General features: G+C 42.3%; 14 protein-coding genes and 3 pseudogenes. 10 read left to right on the top strand and 7 right to left on the bottom strand.

Annotated elements, in window-relative coordinates:
• Positions 1-836: 836 nt before the first annotated feature.
• The 3 pseudogenes from IPL35_11405 to IPL35_11395 form a co-directional block, all read right to left on the bottom strand.
• Positions 837-1082: pseudogene (locus IPL35_11405) on the bottom strand (hypothetical protein).
• Positions 1083-1541: 459 nt separating this feature from the next.
• Positions 1542-1736: pseudogene (locus IPL35_11400) on the bottom strand (hypothetical protein).
• Positions 1737-3926: 2190 nt separating this feature from the next.
• Positions 3927-4592 (bottom strand): annotated as a pseudogene (locus IPL35_11395) (hypothetical protein).
• A 319-nt stretch (positions 4593-4911) separates the two neighbouring features.
• Between IPL35_11395 and IPL35_11390 the strand changes: the two are divergent.
• From IPL35_11390 to IPL35_11380, 3 genes are all read left to right on the top strand, one after another.
• Positions 4912-5466: a hypothetical protein gene (locus IPL35_11390; protein ID MBK8443969.1), complete on the top strand. Its 555-nt coding sequence runs from the start codon at positions 4912-4914 to the stop codon at positions 5464-5466.
• A gap of 7 nt (positions 5467-5473) precedes the next feature.
• Positions 5474-6343, top strand: a complete 870-nt coding sequence (locus IPL35_11385; protein MBK8443968.1) for a hypothetical protein — start codon at positions 5474-5476, stop codon at positions 6341-6343.
• Between the two features lie 152 nt (positions 6344-6495).
• Entirely contained in the window at positions 6496-7539 is a 1044-nt protein-coding gene (locus tag IPL35_11380) for a hypothetical protein (protein ID MBK8443967.1), read from the top strand.
• Positions 7540-7783: 244 nt separating this feature from the next.
• Here IPL35_11380 and IPL35_11375 read toward each other — a convergent pair whose 3' ends face one another.
• Positions 7784-9103: a hypothetical protein gene (locus tag IPL35_11375; GenBank protein ID MBK8443966.1), complete on the bottom strand. Its 1320-nt coding sequence runs from the start codon at positions 9101-9103 to the stop codon at positions 7784-7786.
• 165 nt (positions 9104-9268) lie between these two features.
• Between IPL35_11375 and sucD the strand changes: the two genes are divergently transcribed.
• The 7 genes from sucD (at position 9269) to serC (ending at position 15502) form a co-directional block, all read left to right on the top strand.
• Positions 9269-10147 carry a succinate--CoA ligase subunit alpha gene (sucD, locus tag IPL35_11370; GenBank protein MBK8443965.1) on the top strand — a complete coding sequence of 293 codons (879 nt, stop codon included), beginning with the start codon at positions 9269-9271 and terminating at the stop codon, positions 10145-10147.
• 103 nt (positions 10148-10250) lie between these two features.
• On the top strand, positions 10251-11486 hold the full coding sequence (locus IPL35_11365; GenBank protein ID MBK8443964.1) for an MFS transporter: 1236 nt from the start codon (positions 10251-10253) through the stop codon (positions 11484-11486).
• 69 nt (positions 11487-11555) lie between these two features.
• The gene (locus tag IPL35_11360; GenBank protein ID MBK8443963.1) at positions 11556-12527 is read left to right on the top strand and encodes a UDP-3-O-(3-hydroxymyristoyl)glucosamine N-acyltransferase; all 972 of its coding nucleotides are present in this window, start codon (positions 11556-11558) and stop codon (positions 12525-12527) included.
• Between the two features lie 40 nt (positions 12528-12567).
• Positions 12568-13101 carry a shikimate kinase gene (locus IPL35_11355; protein ID MBK8443962.1) on the top strand — a complete coding sequence of 178 codons (534 nt, stop codon included), beginning with the start codon at positions 12568-12570 and terminating at the stop codon, positions 13099-13101.
• A gap of 201 nt (positions 13102-13302) precedes the next feature.
• Positions 13303-13809, top strand: a complete 507-nt coding sequence (locus IPL35_11350; protein MBK8443961.1) for a GNAT family N-acetyltransferase — start codon at positions 13303-13305, stop codon at positions 13807-13809.
• A gap of 41 nt (positions 13810-13850) precedes the next feature.
• On the top strand, positions 13851-14393 hold the full coding sequence (idi, locus tag IPL35_11345) for an isopentenyl-diphosphate Delta-isomerase (protein MBK8443960.1): 543 nt from the start codon (positions 13851-13853) through the stop codon (positions 14391-14393).
• A 38-nt stretch (positions 14394-14431) separates the two neighbouring features.
• Positions 14432-15502, top strand: coding sequence for a 3-phosphoserine/phosphohydroxythreonine transaminase (gene serC / locus IPL35_11340; GenBank protein MBK8443959.1), 1071 nt, complete (start codon positions 14432-14434; stop codon positions 15500-15502).
• Positions 15503-15521: 19 nt separating this feature from the next.
• Here serC and surE read toward each other — a convergent pair whose 3' ends face one another.
• The 3 genes from surE to IPL35_11325 form a co-directional block, all read right to left on the bottom strand.
• The gene (surE, locus tag IPL35_11335; GenBank protein MBK8443958.1) at positions 15522-16298 is read right to left on the bottom strand and encodes a 5'/3'-nucleotidase SurE; all 777 of its coding nucleotides are present in this window, start codon (positions 16296-16298) and stop codon (positions 15522-15524) included.
• Positions 16299-16387: 89 nt separating this feature from the next.
• Positions 16388-17602, bottom strand: a complete 1215-nt coding sequence (locus tag IPL35_11330; GenBank protein MBK8443957.1) for a DUF1501 domain-containing protein — start codon at positions 17600-17602, stop codon at positions 16388-16390.
• A 23-nt stretch (positions 17603-17625) separates the two neighbouring features.
• On the bottom strand, positions 17626-19023 hold the full coding sequence (locus IPL35_11325) for a DUF1800 domain-containing protein (GenBank protein MBK8443956.1): 1398 nt from the start codon (positions 19021-19023) through the stop codon (positions 17626-17628).
• Between the last annotated feature and the right edge of the window lie 23 nt (positions 19024-19046).

Here is a 19046-nt window from a genome sequence, read left to right as displayed (position 1 = left end):
ACGGTAGATGCTATAATGGCTTCCTGACCGTTTATTTCATTGCCGTATTGTATAGTAAATGCCAATCCATATACATTTTGAATACCTACATTGGGGGTATCGTTGTCCAAACTGATATATGTAGTAACTGTATCGCCGGGTTGGAAAATATTTTGATTGTCTTCAAAAGTTATATTCAAATTATCAAGAGCATCTGCTACACCGTTTATATCAAAGACAGGAGGTGTATCTTCTATAATACTCGGTACCTGCAAGCCGTAGTTCTGTTCAATAACGGAAAGGTCGTTGTTGTTGATGATACCATCACCGTTGCAATCGCTGTAGGCTTCGTTGTAGGAGATCAATGCCATATTGGTTTCGGCATTTACGAGGTTTATATCAGACTGCCAAGTAGCAGCAGCTTGTGCTATCCAAACAGAAGATGGGTTCGAACGTGCTTCACCTGTTTCGTTGTAGGATAATCCCAACGACAGTACATCGTAGTTGTTGACGAAACCGTCATTATTAGCATCGCCAGGCCACACGCAGTTGTCGGTACTACATTCGGGCGAGCCGCCACTACAACTCCAAAGAGTTTGTAAAATGGTATAAGTGCCACAATAAGGAGGAGGAGTCAATCCGTTCATACTGCATATTACATTGCCATTGCAATCCAATATCAAGTCGGCGGCATCGGCGGCATTGTTCACATCTATCAAAAATCCTACCTGACCCTGATACCCCACCTGATGAATAAATTCGTAGCCTAAACAATTCGGCGACATCTCCATTTGCAACATTTGTATCAATTCGTTGAGCCAGCCCAATTGATTTGGTGCGCAGCCGCCATTGTTGGGGCATTCGCCCGATACCCAAGAAGTGACCCCTCCATAGTTAGTAGCTACACATTCGTTGGAATAAGTGACACCGTTACAACCGCACACGGGGTCGTACAATTCAATACACATCACCGAAGGATTGATAAGTGTAGAATCTATACAATTATTGGGATTGCTGCCGCATTGCCATATATTATTCAAGAAAATTGCTCCTTGAAAATCAACACAATTGTTATCGCTTTCTCCTTCGGTAATGCAAATCATCTCGCCCTGACAGTTGTATAAAACATCGGGATAATCATAAGCATTACATTCATCTTTGGCATCAAAAAGATACACAATTTCGCCGTTGTACTGATATTGAGCAATGCCGCACACACAAGTGTCAGAGCCATTGTTGAGATTTTGGATAGCGGTTTGCAACCACATTAATTGTCCGGGAGGCGGACAGTCGCCGCCGCCGCAGCCATTCCAAACAGAGAGGCCATTTACAGGAACAAAACCTTCGCAGCCTTCGCCATTAAGACCGCCTATACCGCCAAAACCACAAATAAAACCTCCTTCGCAATCGTACAACACCGACATGGCATCGGGGAATATAGTGCAAGGTTGTACAAAATATACTTGTTGTCCGTTGTAAGTATGCAAAGTAATTTTAGTGCCTTCGGTCATAAATACTTGCAACCAGTCCATATTGGCAGGGTCGCAACTGACCACTGTTTGACATTCACCTGCCGACCAAGAAGTAACACCGCCTTGTGTTTGCGCCACGCAAGCATTGGAATAAGTGACACCATTGCAACCACATACCGGCGCATATTCCATGGTGCAAAAAGCATTGGGGTCAATTAGTGTTGAATCAATACAGCCACTACAATTTTTAACAGAAAGATGATAATAAAAATCACTCTCTGTCATACCAATAGTAGTAAATGTATGCAAATGATAGGTAATGTCTTGCGTAGGAGTAACAACGGGATTAGGGCAATCGGTACAACTCAATCCACCAACAGGCGACCAAGTATAAGAAGTATTTCCTTCCCAACCGCCTAAGCCGATAGAGACACTGTTACCTGCACAAACATCTATATAATAGTGCTGCTCATTAGGCGGATTTGTGCTGCCACATTCCCATACAAGCGTTTGGTTGGTAAATGAAGCCATCAATTCAGCAGGGCATACGCCTTCGCCTGATGGCATAAATCCTATCATACAGATTTGCTCTCCCGCACAATTGTATAATACAGCAGGCATATCAGAAATCATACAGTTGGCTTCGTTGGGTTGGGTAAAGAAAACCGTTTCGCCCTCCGGTGTTTGAAAAGTGGAAATGCTGCCGATGTTGCAACAATCGCTGTCTGCCTGATTGATGAGGTTTTGTAGCGTATTTTGATACTGTACAGGAGTGCAGTTCGGTGGTGCTATTTCGCCTACCGTAAATTCATCGCAGAAAGTATCGGTGCAGCCGCCTTGGGTAGCAATTGTAAGACAAACGCTGTGGGTAGTGCCAATTTCGGCTTCATAGGTAAATTGCATCTCGTTAGACACTACATTATTGTCTATTGTCCAGGTATAAGATACTATCGGCGAGCCGCTTTGCGATGTGCTAAGAAAAAGCACGCTGCCGGGCATAATGGGGTCGCAGGCAATTTTTGCTGTGCAGGAAGTGCTGTCAATCGGGTTGCTGCAAGCATTTTGGCAAGCCTCTATAGACTGGAAAAAATACGAGGAATAATCCACACCATTCACCTGCCAACCGCAGCCACTCAAAGTAGTGCATTGCCCACCGCTCCACGCAACGCCCAATAGCATTTCACAATCGCCAAAATCTACTCCCGATACATCAAAACAATTATTCGGGGGGTTGCTGCAAGCATTTTGGCAAGCCTCCATAGACTGGAAGAAATACGAGGAATAGTCCACACCATTCACCTGCCAATCGCAGCCGCTCAATGTAGTGCACTGACCACCGCTCCACGCTATGCCTAATACCATTGCACAACTACCAAAATCTATTCCCGACACATCAAAACAACCGCCGCCGCAAGGCATTATTTCTATGATATATTTGCGGATATAAATGGTGTATTCAGTATTTCCATTGCTGCCGATTTGTATGCCGCCCGCAGTAAATACAAATTCATCTTTTCCTGTAAATCCGGCATTGGGCACATAAGAAAAGCTCTGTAGCCAAGGCTGTCCGGTGAAAGTTACAAGTCCGTGTTGTGGTGCTACGCTCAATCCTACACCTTCTTCATCACCAAAACTTCCCAAAAGGTCGCTGTAAACGGAGGCAGGATTTTGGCAAAGTGTAGCATAAATATAGGTAGTATCGTTAGACACACCGCCACAAGCTCCGGCGGTATAATTGTAAATGCCCAAACATTCGGCTTCGCAAGCATTACCGTAAGTAACACCATTGGCACAAACAGGTGCAACTACATCAGGACAAATGCAATCGGGGCAATCAAAGCTGCCACAAGTGTGAATAACTTCGGGTTGGAAATCTTGTTGAAAATTCGGCAGCCCTAAACACAAACTATCATTAGTCCAATCGGAATAATTAACCGTACAGAGCAAACTACCGCTACAACTGTAAATATCCACCATCGGCATGGCATCGTCCAAAGTACATTTTTCTATACCGAAAGCATACTCGGTGGTCATACCTCCGAAATACTGAATCTGATAAATGGTGTAGCAATTTTGATTGACAAAAGGTTGCAACCAGGGCATATCCAGCACATTGTGCGGGTTTGTCCAAATTAATTGTTCGTTGGTACATACATGGTTGCAGGGCGAAAATCCATCACAAATGATTTGACCATTGTAATCATAAATAGAACTTCCATCTCCGGGAGGCGGTGCTTCGCAGCCCCAGTAATGTTGTAAAATAAATACTGTTTCGCCGTTTTCGTTGAGGGCTTGTGTTACACTTTGCAAATAGGAGCAAGAGCATATATCATCGGCTGTATTTTGCGGATTGGTGAGTTCAAAGAGCCAAGGCAAATCGGTGAGTGGGTTGTTGAAAACAGGATCGATCGGCGGCGGTGGCAGCAAAACACCGCAATCTCCATCTTCTACTGAAAGTGTCCACGAGGTGACACCTGCTGCCTGAGCAAAACAGGGATTTTCGTATTGTACGCCATTGCAACCGCATACCGGCAAATAATAAAAAGGACATACCGCCTGCAAATTAATATTTTGTGCATTTACACAACCCGCACCGCCGCCCAAAAAAAGCGAAATACAATAATTGTCGGTGGTGCAACCGTTTATCGGGCTGCTAACAGTGAGGCATACTTGATATGGTGTATTTACAGGTTGCCCGTTTTCAATATAACTAAAAGAAAAACAGGGGCTTACTTCGGCAGAAGTTTGTCCGTTGCTCGTCGTCCAGTTAAAATTGAGGGGCGTGTTGATAATAGCAGCATCGGCGGTGAAGCAAAAAGAATGTGCCGCCACCGACTGTGGTACATCGTCAGTGCCATACGAAGTTTGATATTGCATCGTAAAACCGGCGGGTATATTTTCGTCACAGGGCGGTGCAATTTTATGGTTTGTACCCGCATTTAAGTTTGCACTTGCCCACAATGGCGGTGCTGTTGGGTTGGGTTGGCAACTCAACACGTCTTCCATCACCGGAATTGTGGTGTGGGCTTGTTTGATGTTTTTCAGCATACGGACGGAGCGTTCCGTAGCATCATCATCTGCGGCGAAGAGCGCAAGCCATCCTCCTGCACATATCCAAACGATTAAAGCATATTTTTTCATATCTTGTTGATATATTTTTTTTTATAAAAATAAAATGCGAATAAATTTTATTAAAAAATGAACTACATTTCCTACTATCCAATATTTTACATCAATATTCAGGCTATATAATAAAAAGATACTGTATTGCTGAAATATGTTGTATATAAAACTTTATTGGTATGTGTTTTTGCTGTTATATTTTTTAACACTACAAAATTCTTTTATTTTATATCTTTGTACAAGTACATTTTATTTTAAATATACTTTTATTTTTTTATAATATATAATTTAAACAATTAATAATCAATTATTTATAATTTTATTTGTACAAATAAAAATGAAAAAACCATATAAAAATAAATTACTGTCGGCACTTCTGTTTTTTAGTGTATATGAATTGAATCGTTTTAGAAAATTTATCACTTCGCCCTATTTCAACGAGCAGGAAGTATTGGTTCAATTATTTGATTTGTATAAAAATTACCTAAAAAAAAGCCAAACGAAAACACTAAGTAAAGAAAAAGTGTGGCAAACACTTTGCGGCACGCAAACTTATAACGATATAAAATTCAGGCGTTATCATTCTGATTTATTACAACTCGCAGAAGATTTTTTGACACAGCAACATTATGAAAAAAGTCGGTTTTATCGCATCAATTTTTTATTTCAGGCGTTAAATGAGCAAAAAATATCGGTATTGTACCAAACAGCATTGGAGCAGGTGAGACGGTGGCAAACAGATAGTGTACACCGCGACAATCGGCACTTTTTAGAGCAGTTTGAGTTGGAAAGTCACATTAATACTATGATGGAGCATACTGTGGCTCGCTCCGGTGAGCACAATATAGCGGCGGTTATGAAATATTTAGACGCTTTTTTATCTCGGCTCTAAACTGAAATTGTATTGTACGCTGCTGAATTTTAAAAATGTAATAAAAACTGACTACGAGCCGCTTTTTTTGTCGCATATTATCAGCCATTTGCAGCAAAATGAATATCCTGATGCACCGATGATAACAGCCTACTATCAGGTGTTGCAAATGCTGCAAGAGCCGGCTCACGAAGAACATTATCGCCGCCTCAAAACACAAATGGGACACTACGCCACTATGCTGCCCGCAGAAGAAATACGCGAATTGTATGTGTTTTTGCAAAATTATTGTATTCGCCAATGTAATAGCGGTAATACTTCTTTTTTGTCGGAGTTGTTTGAATTGTATCAAATTGTATTGCGCGAGCGATTTATTTTCAGCAATGATAAGTTGAGTGCTTCGAGCTACAAAAATATTGTTACGCTGGCACTGCGCCTCAACGAACTGGATTGGGTGGAGCACTTTATTGAAAATTATCAGGACGACCTCTACGAAGCTGAACGCCGCAATGCTTATACTTTTAATCGCGCACGCTTGTATTATGCCCGACAACAATACGAAGCCGTTATTCAGATGCTCGCCGAAGTGGAATACGAAGATGTATATTATATGCTCGATACCAAAATATTATTGCTCAAAACCTACTATGATTTGGACGAAGACGAGGCTTTGTATTCTTTGATTGAGAGTTTTAAAGTATTGTTGCAGCGCAAAAAAATACTTTCTGACTTTAATCGGGGCGTTTATCTCAATTTTTTAAAATACCTCAAAAAACTCCGCGAAGCCGACCCGCGTAATAAAAAAAGTTTGTCGGTATTGCAACAGGAGATTGAAAAAAGTAAAAATATAGCTGACGTAACTTGGCTGCTCAAAAAACTGAATGTTTTAATCTCTTAATTGTAATTTTATTTTAAAAAAAATGATGAAGGAACAAAATTGTACTTAGGCCTTGTTCTTTCTTTATTGTAATATTTTTATATTTTTGTGTTGATTTAGCAGCATTTGTATGCTTTTCATCATTTTTACACTAAATTTTAATTTATAATAAAATGGCTCGTTTGACAACTTTTTCTCGTTTTTTAATTACAGCAGTTATTGTAGCAGCATTGTTTTTTGCTGCAAGGGCGTTTTTGCCCGGAATGAAGGATAAATTCGGCGGCGAAACCACCACCACCGGCACCACTGCTGCCGATAAGGGCGGTGCGGTATCTGATGCCAATAGCAGCAGCACCGCCACTGCGCCCGCTACTGCGCCTGCCTCATCGGGCAACAGCGGCGGTTCGCGCCGCAATTTTGATTATACCCCAAAAACTCCGGTGGGCGGCAAACTCAAAGGCGTAGTGGAATTGGGTGCGAGTGGTTTCAACTCTTTTATCATTACTGCCGATGCTCAAAAAAACTGGAAACTCGAAAAAGCCGACTACGGAGCGAGTTTGGTATATGAAAAACTCACCGGCGACGAAGATGTAAAAAGCGGCTTGAAAGCCTATATTCGCAATATGCTCGACTTTGGCGTAAACCCGCGCGACATACATTTTGTGATTAGCTCCGGTGCACAAAAAGTAGATATTACTAAAAAAATCATAGAATTTTTGAAAGGAATGGGATATGTGGTCAATACCGTAACACCCGAACAAGAAGGAGCTTTGGCTCTCAAGAGTGTATTGCCCAACGATTATGCCGCCGATGCTTTTGTGGTAGATATTGGCTCGGGCAATACCAAAGTATCGTGGATAGACAACGGCAAAATATCGGCTTTTGAAGCTTCGGGAGCAAAATATTTTCAGAATAATGTCAGCGACAGCCAAGTATATGACGAAACCAAACGCAAAGCTGCCGGTATTCCTGCATCACACCGCAAAGTGTGTTTTATCATAGGAGGCGTGCCTTTTACGTTGGCAAAACAAACACGCGATGGTAAGGAGCGTTTTACGGTGCTCAAAGACCCCGCCGAATACCAAGCCGGCAGCGATGCCAAAATGAAAGCGGGCTTGAACATTTACAAAGCCATCGCCGATGCCACCGACTGCCAGCAGTTTGTATTTGACTGGGACGCTAACTTTACCATCGGCTTTCTCTTGGATTTGAAGTAGTTGTGCTGTTTGCAGATTTCAGCCAAAAAAAGGAACAAAACTCTTGCTGAGTTTTGTTCCTTTTTTATTGGTTTGTTTATTCGAAATCTATTTGGGGCATAGTGATGATTTTATCTGACGATAAAGATAAAATATACTATATTTTGGGTGTATTAATCTTAGAGTATATGCCCACATTTGATATATACACAGCAGATAAACTATTTTAGAATAAGAGTATTCTGAATAAAAATAAACGTAAAATTTATGGAGTAATTTCTTTACCATCATAAAAAATGTAATAGTCTTTATTTCCTATATCATATAATAAGGAAGAGCCGAAAGCCTGTATATTTTTTGCGATACGACTATTTACTGGCAATATATTTCCTCTATAAAAACACTGCATATAATCCCCTGAAAGTAAAATGAGGTCATCGCACAGATGAAATAATGCACCTTGCTCTTGCAATGAATAAGGGAAAACTTCATTTGTATTCTTGTTATTTTGGTCTATCCTATTTTTTTTAGGATTCTCCTTGCATGCTAATATATCTATTTTTCCATCTTTCGTTGTTTCTATTACTAATACTTTGTCTTCGCTATTATAATCATTTTCCTTATATGGGTTAGATGTATAAGTCTTCGGTGTGTTATTAGATTTTGTGGCGGAACGCTTTTGTGGGGTAGGAGAAGTGGCTGCTCTTACATCATTGTTCAAAATTTTTGTTGTTCCTTTATAAAAACCCCATAGTTCCTGATTTGTATTTACCCACACTATTGTATTTCCGCTGACAGCAAAATATTTAACATATTCGTTGGCAAGCGTGGTTAAGTTTCCTTTTCTCCATTCATACAGAGCATTATCAGCTTTACAGGCAATTAGGGAGTCGCCGTATTGCATATCGTATAAGTCGGGCAAAGGAGATGTTTCGCCTTCATAATATACCCACCATTTTCCATCCTCCGACTGATATGCCAAATAATCGTCGCCAATAAAAAATGCTTGTGTATTGGTACTTATTTCTTCATCAGTACCGTTTTTCCAAAGACGCAGCGTTTTTGTGCTTGGTGCTATATATGCCAATCCGGTATTGCTCACCGCCCATTGCAACACCGCCGCATCAGTGACCGGATAAATCTGTTGCTGTTGGTATATGCTCAGATTTTTTCCGTCCGAAAATCCGACTATGGAATTACTGCATTTATATTTTTTGTCGGGGATTTTTGCCGATAAAAGAAGATGTTCTTTTCCTTTTTCTATTACACTTAACTGTCCCTTTAGTTCAGATACCATTATGTCGCCTTTGGCATCGCAATACTCCAAACCGCCCAATGCCGACAATATGCGCGTATTGCCTTTGTAATAATATACTACATCTTTGCGGTCGTTTTGAAAAACTACATAATCGTTGCCGATATAGTAGTTTTTTACAGGACGATGATCTAATTGGTATGTGCCATTTTTATTAAAAGCCCAAAAATGCCCTTGTGTATCGTTCCATACTACGGTATTTTGTGCATACAGCAGCGTATTTGTTAATACAAAAAGGATTGTAAAATAAAAATTCAATATAAATCGCATAAGAAATATTGTACCCAAATAAAAAAAACAACGCAACAATATACATAAAATACTTGAGATATTTTTAAACCTATGAATAAAATTTTATTGTTTTTTCATAAACTACTTGAATAAAGCGTAACTTTGCGGCATTTATTTTAAATCAACCATAATTCATTCTTTTCCATGTCTGTTTTAGTAGGAAAACAATCCAGAGTAATCGTGCAAGGCTTCACAGGTTCGGAGGGCACTTTTCATGCGCAACAAATGATAGAGTACGGCACAAAAGTAGTAGGCGGTGTAACGCCGAATAAAGGCGGTCAAAAACACTTAGACCGTCCGGTGTTCAATACAGTGTATGATGCCGTGCGCCAGGAAGATGCCAATGTATCCATTATTTTTGTGCCGCCGGCTTTTGCTGCCGATGCCATCATGGAATCTGCCGAAGCAGGTATTGGCGTTATTATTTGTATCACCGAAGGTATTCCGGTTCAGGATATGGTACGCGTAAAATCGTACCTTTCGGATAAAAAAAGCCGCCTTATCGGACCTAATTGCCCGGGTGTTATCACTCCGGGCGAAGCCAAAGTTGGCATTATGCCCGGCTTTATTCACCGCCCCGGTAGTATCGGTATTGTGTCGCGCTCCGGTACGCTCACCTACGAAGCAGTAGATCAGGTCACTAAAGCCGGTTTGGGACAATCTACCTGTATCGGTATCGGCGGCGACCCTATCGTGGGCACTACTACCAAAGATGCCGTGCAATTGCTGATGAACGACCCCGACACCGAAGCTATTATTATGATAGGCGAAATCGGCGGCTCTATGGAAGCAGATGCTGCTCATTATATCCGAACCTACGGCACTAAACCCGTTGTTGGTTTTATTGCCGGACAAACCGCACCCAAAGGCAGAACCATGGGACACGCCGGTGCTATTGTAGGCGGCGAAGAAGATACGGCTGCCGCTAAAATGAAAATTATGCGCGAATGTGGTATTCACGTTGTAGAATCACCCGCTTTTATCGGGCAAACCGTTTTAAAAGCCCTGAATAAATTGCCTTAATTTTAATTTTTATATCCCTATTCAAAAAAAAAGTGATGAATTTATCGATTTTCGCCGTTCGTCACTTTTTCTTTTTTCATATCGTTTTGTGAATTGATATTGTGTGAGTAGTGTATCCTCTCCTATGGCAGCAGCCGATGTGTTGCTGACCAAACACCGCAGCCAATTGCTATGGTTGTTTGTGTTGTTGAATTTTGCGCACATGGTAGATTTTATTTTGATGATGCCCTTAGGCGACCGCCTCATGAAAATATTTGCCATTACGCCCCAACAATTCAGTATTGCCGTTTCTATTTATACTTTTAGTGCTGGATTGAGCAGTTTTGCCGCTACCTTTTTTTTAGATCGCTTCGACCGCCGTCCGGCTTTGTTGGTGGCGGCGGGTGGTTTTGTGTTGGGTACGGCTTTGTGCGGCAGTGCTTACAGCTATTGGGTATTGTTGCTGGCGCGTTGTATTACCGGAATTTTTGGCGGCGTGGCGAGTAGTTTGGTATTGGCTGCCATCAGCGATTTGTACGAATACCACGAGCGCGGCAAAGCCATGGGCTTGTATTCCATTTCTTTTTCTATTTCTTCCATTGCAGGTGTGCCTTTCGGATTGTATTTGGCTAATTTGTATGATTGGCACGTTCCTTTTTTGGCGGTAGCCGCCTTTGGTGCTTTGATATGGATATTGATGCTGGCTTGGTTGCCTTCTTTGAGAAAGCACTTGCAGCAAGCCGTTCCTTACGCATCGCCCCTCACCTATTTAAAACAAGTGCTGCGCGACTCCAACCAAGTATATGCGTTGTGCTTGGGATTTTTTATCACCATCGGACATTTTGTACTCATTCCTTTCTTTGCTCCTTATATGGTAAGAAATATAGGGTTTACTCAAGAGCAAATTCCTTTGATATATTTGGTGGGTGGCAGTGTGTCGGTGGTTTCGTCGCCTTTGCTGGGCAGATTGAGCGACCGTTATAGCAGCCATCAGGTACTGAAAGTACTCATTGCTTTGGCGGTGATACCTACTTTGCTCATTACACATTTGACGGCAGCTACTCATTTGTGGTTTATATTTGTGGTGATTGCTTTGTTTTTTGTATTGGGAGGCGGACGTTATATTCCGGCACAAACACTGATGTCGGGAGCAGTGGCGGCACAACAACGCGGCGGCTTTATGAGTTTGCGCGCTGCCGTACAAAATATAGCTTCAGGATTGAGTTCTACCTTGGCGGGGTTTATTATTGTGCAAAATGCAGACGGTACTTTGGGCAATTTTTCTGTCGTGGGTTATTTATCTATTCTGCTAACCTTTTTCTGCCTCTGGTTTATACCGCGTATTCGTGTGGTTGAATAAAAAAAGCATCAAATCTTATTATTTCTGAATTAAAAAATATTCATTTCTTTTATACATCTTCATATCTGTATGCAATTTCCACAACCTTACCGTGCAGGCGATATTGCTGCTATGCTGTCTGCTGTTTGCTTGGGCAATGACGATGAACTTTGTTTGGGTATCAACGAAATACATAAAGTACAGGCGGGCGACATCAGTTTTGTGGATCACCCCAAATATTATCAAAAATGCTTGCAGTCCGCTGCTTCTGTTATTATCATCAATGAAGCAAAGGTTGCCAACCCCCTCCAAAAAACACTCATCATCTCTGAAGACCCCTTCCGCGACTACAACCGTTTGGCAACATTTTTTCGCCCCTTGAAAATAAGCTCCAAAGCCTGCGGCGAAACAGTTAATATTGACGAAACGGCGCAAATTGCTCATAATGTTGCGATTGGAAACCACGTCAGTATTGGTGCAAATACTATTATTTATCCCAATGTGGTCATTTATGACCATACCCACATCGGCTCAAATGTAATTGTACACGCCAACACTACTTTGGGCAGCGATGCTTTTTATTATAAAAAACGCACCGCAGGCAACTACGAAAAAATGCACTCCTGCGGGCGGCTGCTCATTGAAGATAATGTAGAAATCGGCGCAGGCTGCACCATCGACAGAGGTGTTTCGGGTGATACCATTATCGGCGCAGGCTGCAAAATTGACAATCAGGTGCATATCGGACACGGCGTGGTGCTGGGCAAAAATTGTTTGATAGCTGCTCAGGTGGGTATCGCCGGAAAAACTTCGCTCGGCAACGGCGTGACTATTTGGGGGCAGGTGGGCATCAACAAAAGCCTCCATATCGGCGAAGGGGCGGTAGTATTGGCTAAATCGGGTGTGCCCAAATCGCTCGAAGGCGGTAAGGTGTATTTCGGTATTCCGGTTGAAGATGCCCGCGATAAAATGCGCGAACTGGCTTATTTGAAACAAGTACCCGAACTGGCACAACACGTATGGTCAATGGTGCGGAGCAATCAGGCGAATGAGAATGAATAATATATTATCCCCGTTTTTTTTGATGTAGCGGTAAGCAGCGATGAATAATAAACAGTACCAACCTCCTATAAGAATATTTTTGCTCGGATTTATGGCAACCGGAAAAAGTACCGTAGGTGCATTGTTGGCACAAACCTTGCAATACGATTTCATTGACTTAGATGAATACATCGCTACACGCTGCCGCAAAAGTATCAAAACACTCATCAGTGTACACGGCGAAACCTATTTTCGGGAGCAAGAAGCCGCCGCCCTACAAGAAATGTCCGGTTTTGAACGAGTTGTGGTTGCAACAGGCGGCGGAACACCTTGTTTTTTTGACAATATGCAATTTATGAACAACAAGGGCTGTACTGTTTATCTGCAAACACCGCCCGAAGTGCTGTATCAACGGCTTAAATTTCAACAAGCACACCGCCCTTTAATTGCACACCTCAAAGGCGATGAACTGATGAATTTTATCCAAAATACCTTACAACAACGTCAATTGTATTATCAGCAAGCACAGATTATTATACCATATCGCACTCGTAACAATATCGCTTTATGTGAAGAAATTCTAAATGCTTTGTAAATGTATGAAATATAAATTTTTACAATGCAATTTACAGATATAAATCTTGTGTTTTATTGTTCAAAGCCAAACAAAAAATGTCGCCTGCTGTTGATATAGTATATTTTTTCGGTAGCCGACAGAACTATTTTTATCTTTATAACGTCTTTATTTTAAAATAAAAGTATGACAGAGCATTTGGTTTTTAAGAACTCTGAATTCATGATAAAACTGCTGGAAGAACGTGAGAATGAAATCGTAGCCGAATTTGCCGAAATATGCACCGACTATGCTCTTTTGATGGAAGGGCAATTGCCTACCGAAGCTGGTTCTCAGGGTTTTTTCACTGATTTTCCTGAAGACAGCAACCCCGAACAATATTTGGCTTTCGGTATTTTTGAAGCCAACGAACTCATCGGCATCATTCGAGCCGTCAAGCATTACCCCTGCAAAAATACCATGCATCTGCCCTTGCTCCTCCTGCACCCCGAAAAACGAAGCAAAGGAAAAGGAAAAAGCATTTATCAATGGTTTGAAAGTTATACTTTGTCGAAGGGATTTGAGCGTATTTGTATAGCAGTAATGAAAGAAAATGAAAAAGCTATCGCTTTCTGGAAAAGCTGTGGCTTTGAAATGGGTGCAGCCTTACCGCCAAAGGCATTAGGCAAACAATTGCACGACCGCTTGGAAATGAAAAAAAACTTTGCACAAGTAGCCAAACCTTGTTAAAGAAAAACGATATCATTTGCTCATTTCCTACATAGTCTATGATTAGCGAAGAGGTTATTTTAGTAGATGAACAGGGCGTTGCTATTGGCAGTGCCGAAAAACTGCACGCCCACCGCGAAGGGCTGTTGCACCGCGCTTTTAGTGTGCTGCTCTATAATGAGCGCGGAGAATGGCTGCTTCAACGCCGCGCTTACAGCAAATACCACAGTGCCGGTTTGTGGAGCAATGCCTGTTGCAGCCACCCGCGCCTCCACGAAACTTTAGAACAAGCCGCCGTCCGCCGCCTACAAGAAGAATTGGGAATTGCTGTTGGCGAAAATGTCCTTCAAAACTTATTTTCTTTTGTATATCGTTTTTTTGATGAAAAAAGCCAACTCTGGGAATACGAACACGATACCGTATTTGCTGCTCGCTACGATGGTAATGTTCCCTTTGCCCACAGCGAAGCCGATGCTATATTGTGGATAGTGCCTGCTGCCTTGCAGCATTGGATTGCCGCACAGCCCGATGATTTCTCTTTTTGGTTTCGTGAAATTGTAAAAGAAATGCAGAGCCGCACAATTTTATTCAAAAATCCTTCCTGAACATCGTTTTTTGCTATTTTTTTTAAAACTTTGCCGCTATGAAAAAATATAATTTTTATGCGGGTCCCGCTATTTTGCCCGCCGCCGTTATTGAACAATTGGCACAGGGTGTTCTTAATTTCAACGGCAGTGGCTTGTCTGTTGCCGAAATATCGCACCGAAGCAGCGATTTTACGCACGTCATGCAGGAGTCGCGACGCTTGGTGCGCGAAATTTTGCAAGTGCCCGATACCCACGAAGTGCTTTTTATCACCGGAGGCTCTACGCATCATTTTGCTATGATTCCGATGAATTTTTTGGCAAAAAAAGCTGCCTATATCAATACCGGACACTGGAGCAACAAAGCCGTTGAATATGCACAGTGCTACGGCAATGCTGAAATAGTGGCATCTTCCCAAGATGCGCAATTTAGCTATATTCCGCAAAATATGAACATACCGCAAGATGCCGACTATTGTTATCTTACCAGCAATAATACCATTTACGGCACACAATTTCAGCAGTATCCGGCGTGTGGCGCAGTGCCTTTGGTGGCTGATATGTGTTCCGATATTTTTTCAAAGCGTATTGATGTAGCACAATTTGCACTCATTCACGCCAGCGCACAAAAAAATTTAGGCGCGGCGGGTACTTCTTTGGTCATTATTGACCGCGAATGGGCGCAACGCAACAAACCGCGCCCCATACCCGAAATTTTTGATTATGCCGCTCATATCGCCAAGGCTTCGGTGCTGAATACGGCGGCGGTGCTATCGGTGTATTCGTGTTATCTGACTTTGCAATGGATAGCAGCACGCGGCTTGGCTGTAATAGAGCAGGATAATATCGCAAAAGCGGCTTATTTATACCATTTTTTGGATAATAGTTCATTATTTACTCCGCGTATTCAAGGCAAAGAAAACCGCTCTTTGATGAATGTAGTATTTGATATAAAAAACCCCGACTTGGAAGCGACTTGCTTGCAATATGCACAACAACACGATATTGTAGGTATCAAAGGCTACAAAACAGTGGGCGGATTCAGGGCTTCTTTGTACAATGCCATGGATATGGAAGGTGTGCAACATTTAGTGGAAGTGCTGCAATCATTTGAACAAAAAAACGCTTAAAAATTCTTTCTTGTCAACGCTATTGCCAATGCTCGCGCAACCAGTCCACATCGCGGTAGGCGGTGAGGTCGTGCTGTACGGGCACTACTGATACATAGCCCTGCATCAAAGCTGTCCAGTCGCTGTCGGCGTGGGTGTCTTCGTTGGCAAAATCGCCCGTGAGCCAGTAATAGGGTCGTTTGAAAGGGTCGTAGCGTTTTTCGTAAATCTGCTCCCACTTGGCTTCGGCTTGTCGGCATATTTTGATACCTCTGATGGCATCAAGCGGCAAATTCGGAAAATTGACATTGAGCAAGCGTGAAGCCGGAAATCCGTACTTCAAACATTGATGGATAATTTGCTCGGCATAGTGCGCACAGGCACTCAGGTCGGCGGAGGGGTCGTAATTGAGCGAAGAAAAACCAATAGCGTTGATGCCTTCAATGGCGGCTTCCATCGCTGCCGACATCGTGCCGGAATAAATGACATTGATGGCAGCATTGGAGCCGTGGTTTATTCCACTCAAACAAATATCGGGAGCATGGTGCAAAATTTGGTCTTTGGCGAGTTTTACGCAATCTACCGGTGTGCCGGAGCAGGAAAATGCCTCTACGCCCCATTCTTCAAAAATAGAAACTGACGTAAGCCGCAACGGTGAACTGATAGTAATGGCGTGTCCCATTCCCGATTGCGGTTTGTCGGGAGCTACTACGGTTACTTTCCCAAATTTAAGCCCTACCTGCACCAATTGAGCAATACCGGCGGCGGTAATGCCGTCATCGTTGGTTACTAAAATACTGAGTGGTTTTGTTGTCATTTTTTTAATCAAAATTTTTTTTCAAAAGAAAAATCATAAAAAAAATAAACTGCAAAGTTCTGATTTTTGCACTATGCTTTATTTTATTTTTATGTTAAAAGAACTTGATTTTTGAATAAAGGCAAAGGTTCAAAATTTCCTTTCAGCACGGTTTTGGCGGGCGTTTGAAGGATATTTTCGAGCAAAGCAGCATATACTTGCCTGAAATCAATTTCCCAGGGTACATCACCATCAAATAGATTTTGGAGATTATTCATCGGATTGAAAAAACCCGACTTGGCTAAATGCCGCGAAAAAAGCAGCATAAAATTACCCACTCCATGGTCGGTGCCTTGTGCTGCATTTTCGGCTACGCGCCGCCCAAATTCCGAAAACACCACAATCGTTACCCGTTTGAATTGTGCCTGACTTTTTAACGCCGTAATAAAAGCATCTACACTTTCTGCCAGCATACCCAACAATTTGGCATGTCGGTTGCTTTGCGACACATGCGTATCAAAAGAACCGAGTGACGTATAATATACGCTGCTTTCTACGCCCGACAAAATCATTTGGGCAATATTGTGCAGTTTTTTTCCCAATTCATAATTCGGAAAAGGCGATTTGAGTGTGTATAAATCTACTTTTTCGTTGATATAAGCACTTGAAGCCGCCCCCACATTCAGCGTTTGATACAAAAAATCTAAAGTTTCGTTGTGTGTTGTAAAATCATCGGTATTTTGTTCGTACAGGTTTTTAAAAAAAGGCTTTTCAAAAAAGGTTTCCAAGGTCTGCGCATTTTCAAATGCAATGCCTTGATGTTGTTTTCCTTTCATTACCAAAGAGGGCAAACTATTTACTTCTATGGCTTTGGGGATAGCTAAATGTTCGGGAAAGTGTTGGTAGTGTTCGTCTAAATAGCGTCCTATCCAACCGCTTTGTTCGTAGCTATCGGGTGCTGCACTTTGGTAAATATCCATAGAGCGAAAATGGGAGCGATTGGGATTAGGATAGCCCACTCCGTTGATGATGCACATCGTGCCTTCGTCATAATATTTTTTCAAAGGTGTCAGAGCCGGATGCAGGGCGTGCATATCGTCTAAATGTACCAATGTGTTTTTGGGTAATGCCAAGTGGGGGCGACTGCGGTAATATATGTCGTTTTGGTACGGTACAATGCTGTTCAATCCGTCGTTGCCGCCGCTCAACTGAATAACTACCAATATTTGGTCGGTATTGTTGGAGGCAGGGAGGTTTTTTTTCAAAAAAGCAGGGGCTGCCTTTTCAGGAGAAGTGAAAGTGGGGCGTATATTGAAAATAGCCATGAGAACAGCTTTTGTGTGTTGTTTTAATTGAGTTGAAATTCCGGCATACTGAGCAGATTAATAATAATATCGCGATAGCCGATTTTTTGTTGCACGAAGGCGGTGTTCCATCGCTCAAAAAGCGGCTCTAAATGGGAGGTGCTGCACAATAATATATTTTGGGCGCATTGTTGGGCGGGCTGTTGTGTGGGGTGCTGCTCCAACATTTGAATAAAAGGTGCTACATCTATATTCAGCAGGCGCATCACTTCTTCGCTGTTTACTTCCACTTCATCGCCCTCATCGCTCAAAGGCGGCGGGGTTTTTACGGTAGCCATGCTTTTGTTGAGCAAATTGCGAAAGAGATTTAAACGAAAAGTGAGTGTAAATAGATTTATCCAAGCCGTGCCTTGCGCCCAACCCGCTACATTTGGCGGAGCTAATAACTCCTGTCCCATCAATTTTTGCAAGCCCACCGCCGCCATCGGTTCGTGAAAATCTACTTTAAACAAACGCATTGTTCCTACCAATAATTCTATCGGCGATTTAATACGATTGCCTCTGTATTCATCAGCATAAAACCAATCTGAATTCAAAATATTGCGCACCAAATTGCCGATATGGTAGCCGTCTGCAAAAAAACGCTCCGACAAATCATTTAAAATTTCGGCAGGGGGCATTTTTCCACAATAATACAAACAAATTTTTCCTGTAATATGCTGTGCCGTTTCGCGGCGGTTGAGCAAGATATTCACCACTTGCTCGCTGCTGAAATTGCCGCTTTCGCCCATCAATGTTTTGATGCCCGAATCGTGGTTCGCCTCCTGAATCATAAAATTTCCCGCACCGTCAAAATTCCAACCCGTAAACACACGCGCCAGTTCTTTGATGTCTTTTTCGGAATAGTTGCCAATACCTATACTGAACAATTCCAATAACTCGCGGGCAAAATCTTCGTTGGGTGATGATTTGAGGTTTTTGCGGCTGTTGAGATAAACTATCATGGCGGGTTCGTGGATAATGGCGAGCAGAAAATCGCCGAAATATCCCAAAGCGTGGGTGCGCAAAGTGTGGATATATTGCTCCATCAAGGTCGGATTGGGAATATTGCAGGCAAAATGGTCGTGCCAAAACAGTGTCATTTTTTCCAATAACTGCTTTTTGCCGCGCGCCAAATGCTCTAACCACAGCAAATTGAGGCGGCTTTTTTCGCTCCGCATCAATAATTTGTCGGCTCTAATTTCTTCGGGTGTCTTTTGAGCCGTGCGATTTGCAATGGGTACACGGCGTGGCGCGAGGCTCAGGTTTTGTGGGGGAGTAGCTGATGTTTCCCACAATATATCAAGGGCTTGTTGCCTGTTGAGCGAAGCAAATGTTGTGATGCTTTCAGCAGAAATGCCGAAAGTAGCTCGTGCCAGCAGATGAAGTACCTCTTGATTCATATCCCAAAGTTGTTGTTATAAAA

It is taken from the genome of Sphingobacteriales bacterium, assembly GCA_016711285.1.
In the GTDB taxonomy this organism is placed as follows: domain Bacteria; phylum Bacteroidota; class Bacteroidia; order Chitinophagales; family UBA2359; genus JADJTG01.
This window is presented reverse-complemented; position numbering and strand designations above follow the sequence as displayed.

Excerpts from the sequence above, each read along its gene's own strand:
- IPL35_11390 (MBK8443969.1), top strand. The coding sequence starts at position 4,912 with ATGAAAAAACCATATAAAAATAAATTACTGTCGGCACTTCTGTTTTTT.
- IPL35_11380 (MBK8443967.1), top strand. The coding sequence starts at position 6,496 with ATGGCTCGTTTGACAACTTTTTCTCGTTTTTTAATTACAGCAGTTATT.
- IPL35_11375 (MBK8443966.1), bottom strand. The coding sequence starts at position 9,103 with ATGCGATTTATATTGAATTTTTATTTTACAATCCTTTTTGTATTAACA.
- sucD (MBK8443965.1), top strand. The coding sequence starts at position 9,269 with ATGTCTGTTTTAGTAGGAAAACAATCCAGAGTAATCGTGCAAGGCTTC.
- IPL35_11360 (MBK8443963.1), top strand. The coding sequence starts at position 11,556 with ATGCAATTTCCACAACCTTACCGTGCAGGCGATATTGCTGCTATGCTG.
- IPL35_11355 (MBK8443962.1), top strand. The coding sequence starts at position 12,568 with ATGAATAATAAACAGTACCAACCTCCTATAAGAATATTTTTGCTCGGA.
- IPL35_11350 (MBK8443961.1), top strand. The coding sequence starts at position 13,303 with ATGATAAAACTGCTGGAAGAACGTGAGAATGAAATCGTAGCCGAATTT.
- serC (MBK8443959.1), top strand. The coding sequence starts at position 14,432 with ATGAAAAAATATAATTTTTATGCGGGTCCCGCTATTTTGCCCGCCGCC.
- surE (MBK8443958.1), bottom strand. The coding sequence starts at position 16,298 with ATGACAACAAAACCACTCAGTATTTTAGTAACCAACGATGACGGCATT.
- IPL35_11330 (MBK8443957.1), bottom strand. The coding sequence starts at position 17,602 with ATGGCTATTTTCAATATACGCCCCACTTTCACTTCTCCTGAAAAGGCA.
- IPL35_11325 (MBK8443956.1), bottom strand. The coding sequence starts at position 19,023 with ATGAATCAAGAGGTACTTCATCTGCTGGCACGAGCTACTTTCGGCATT.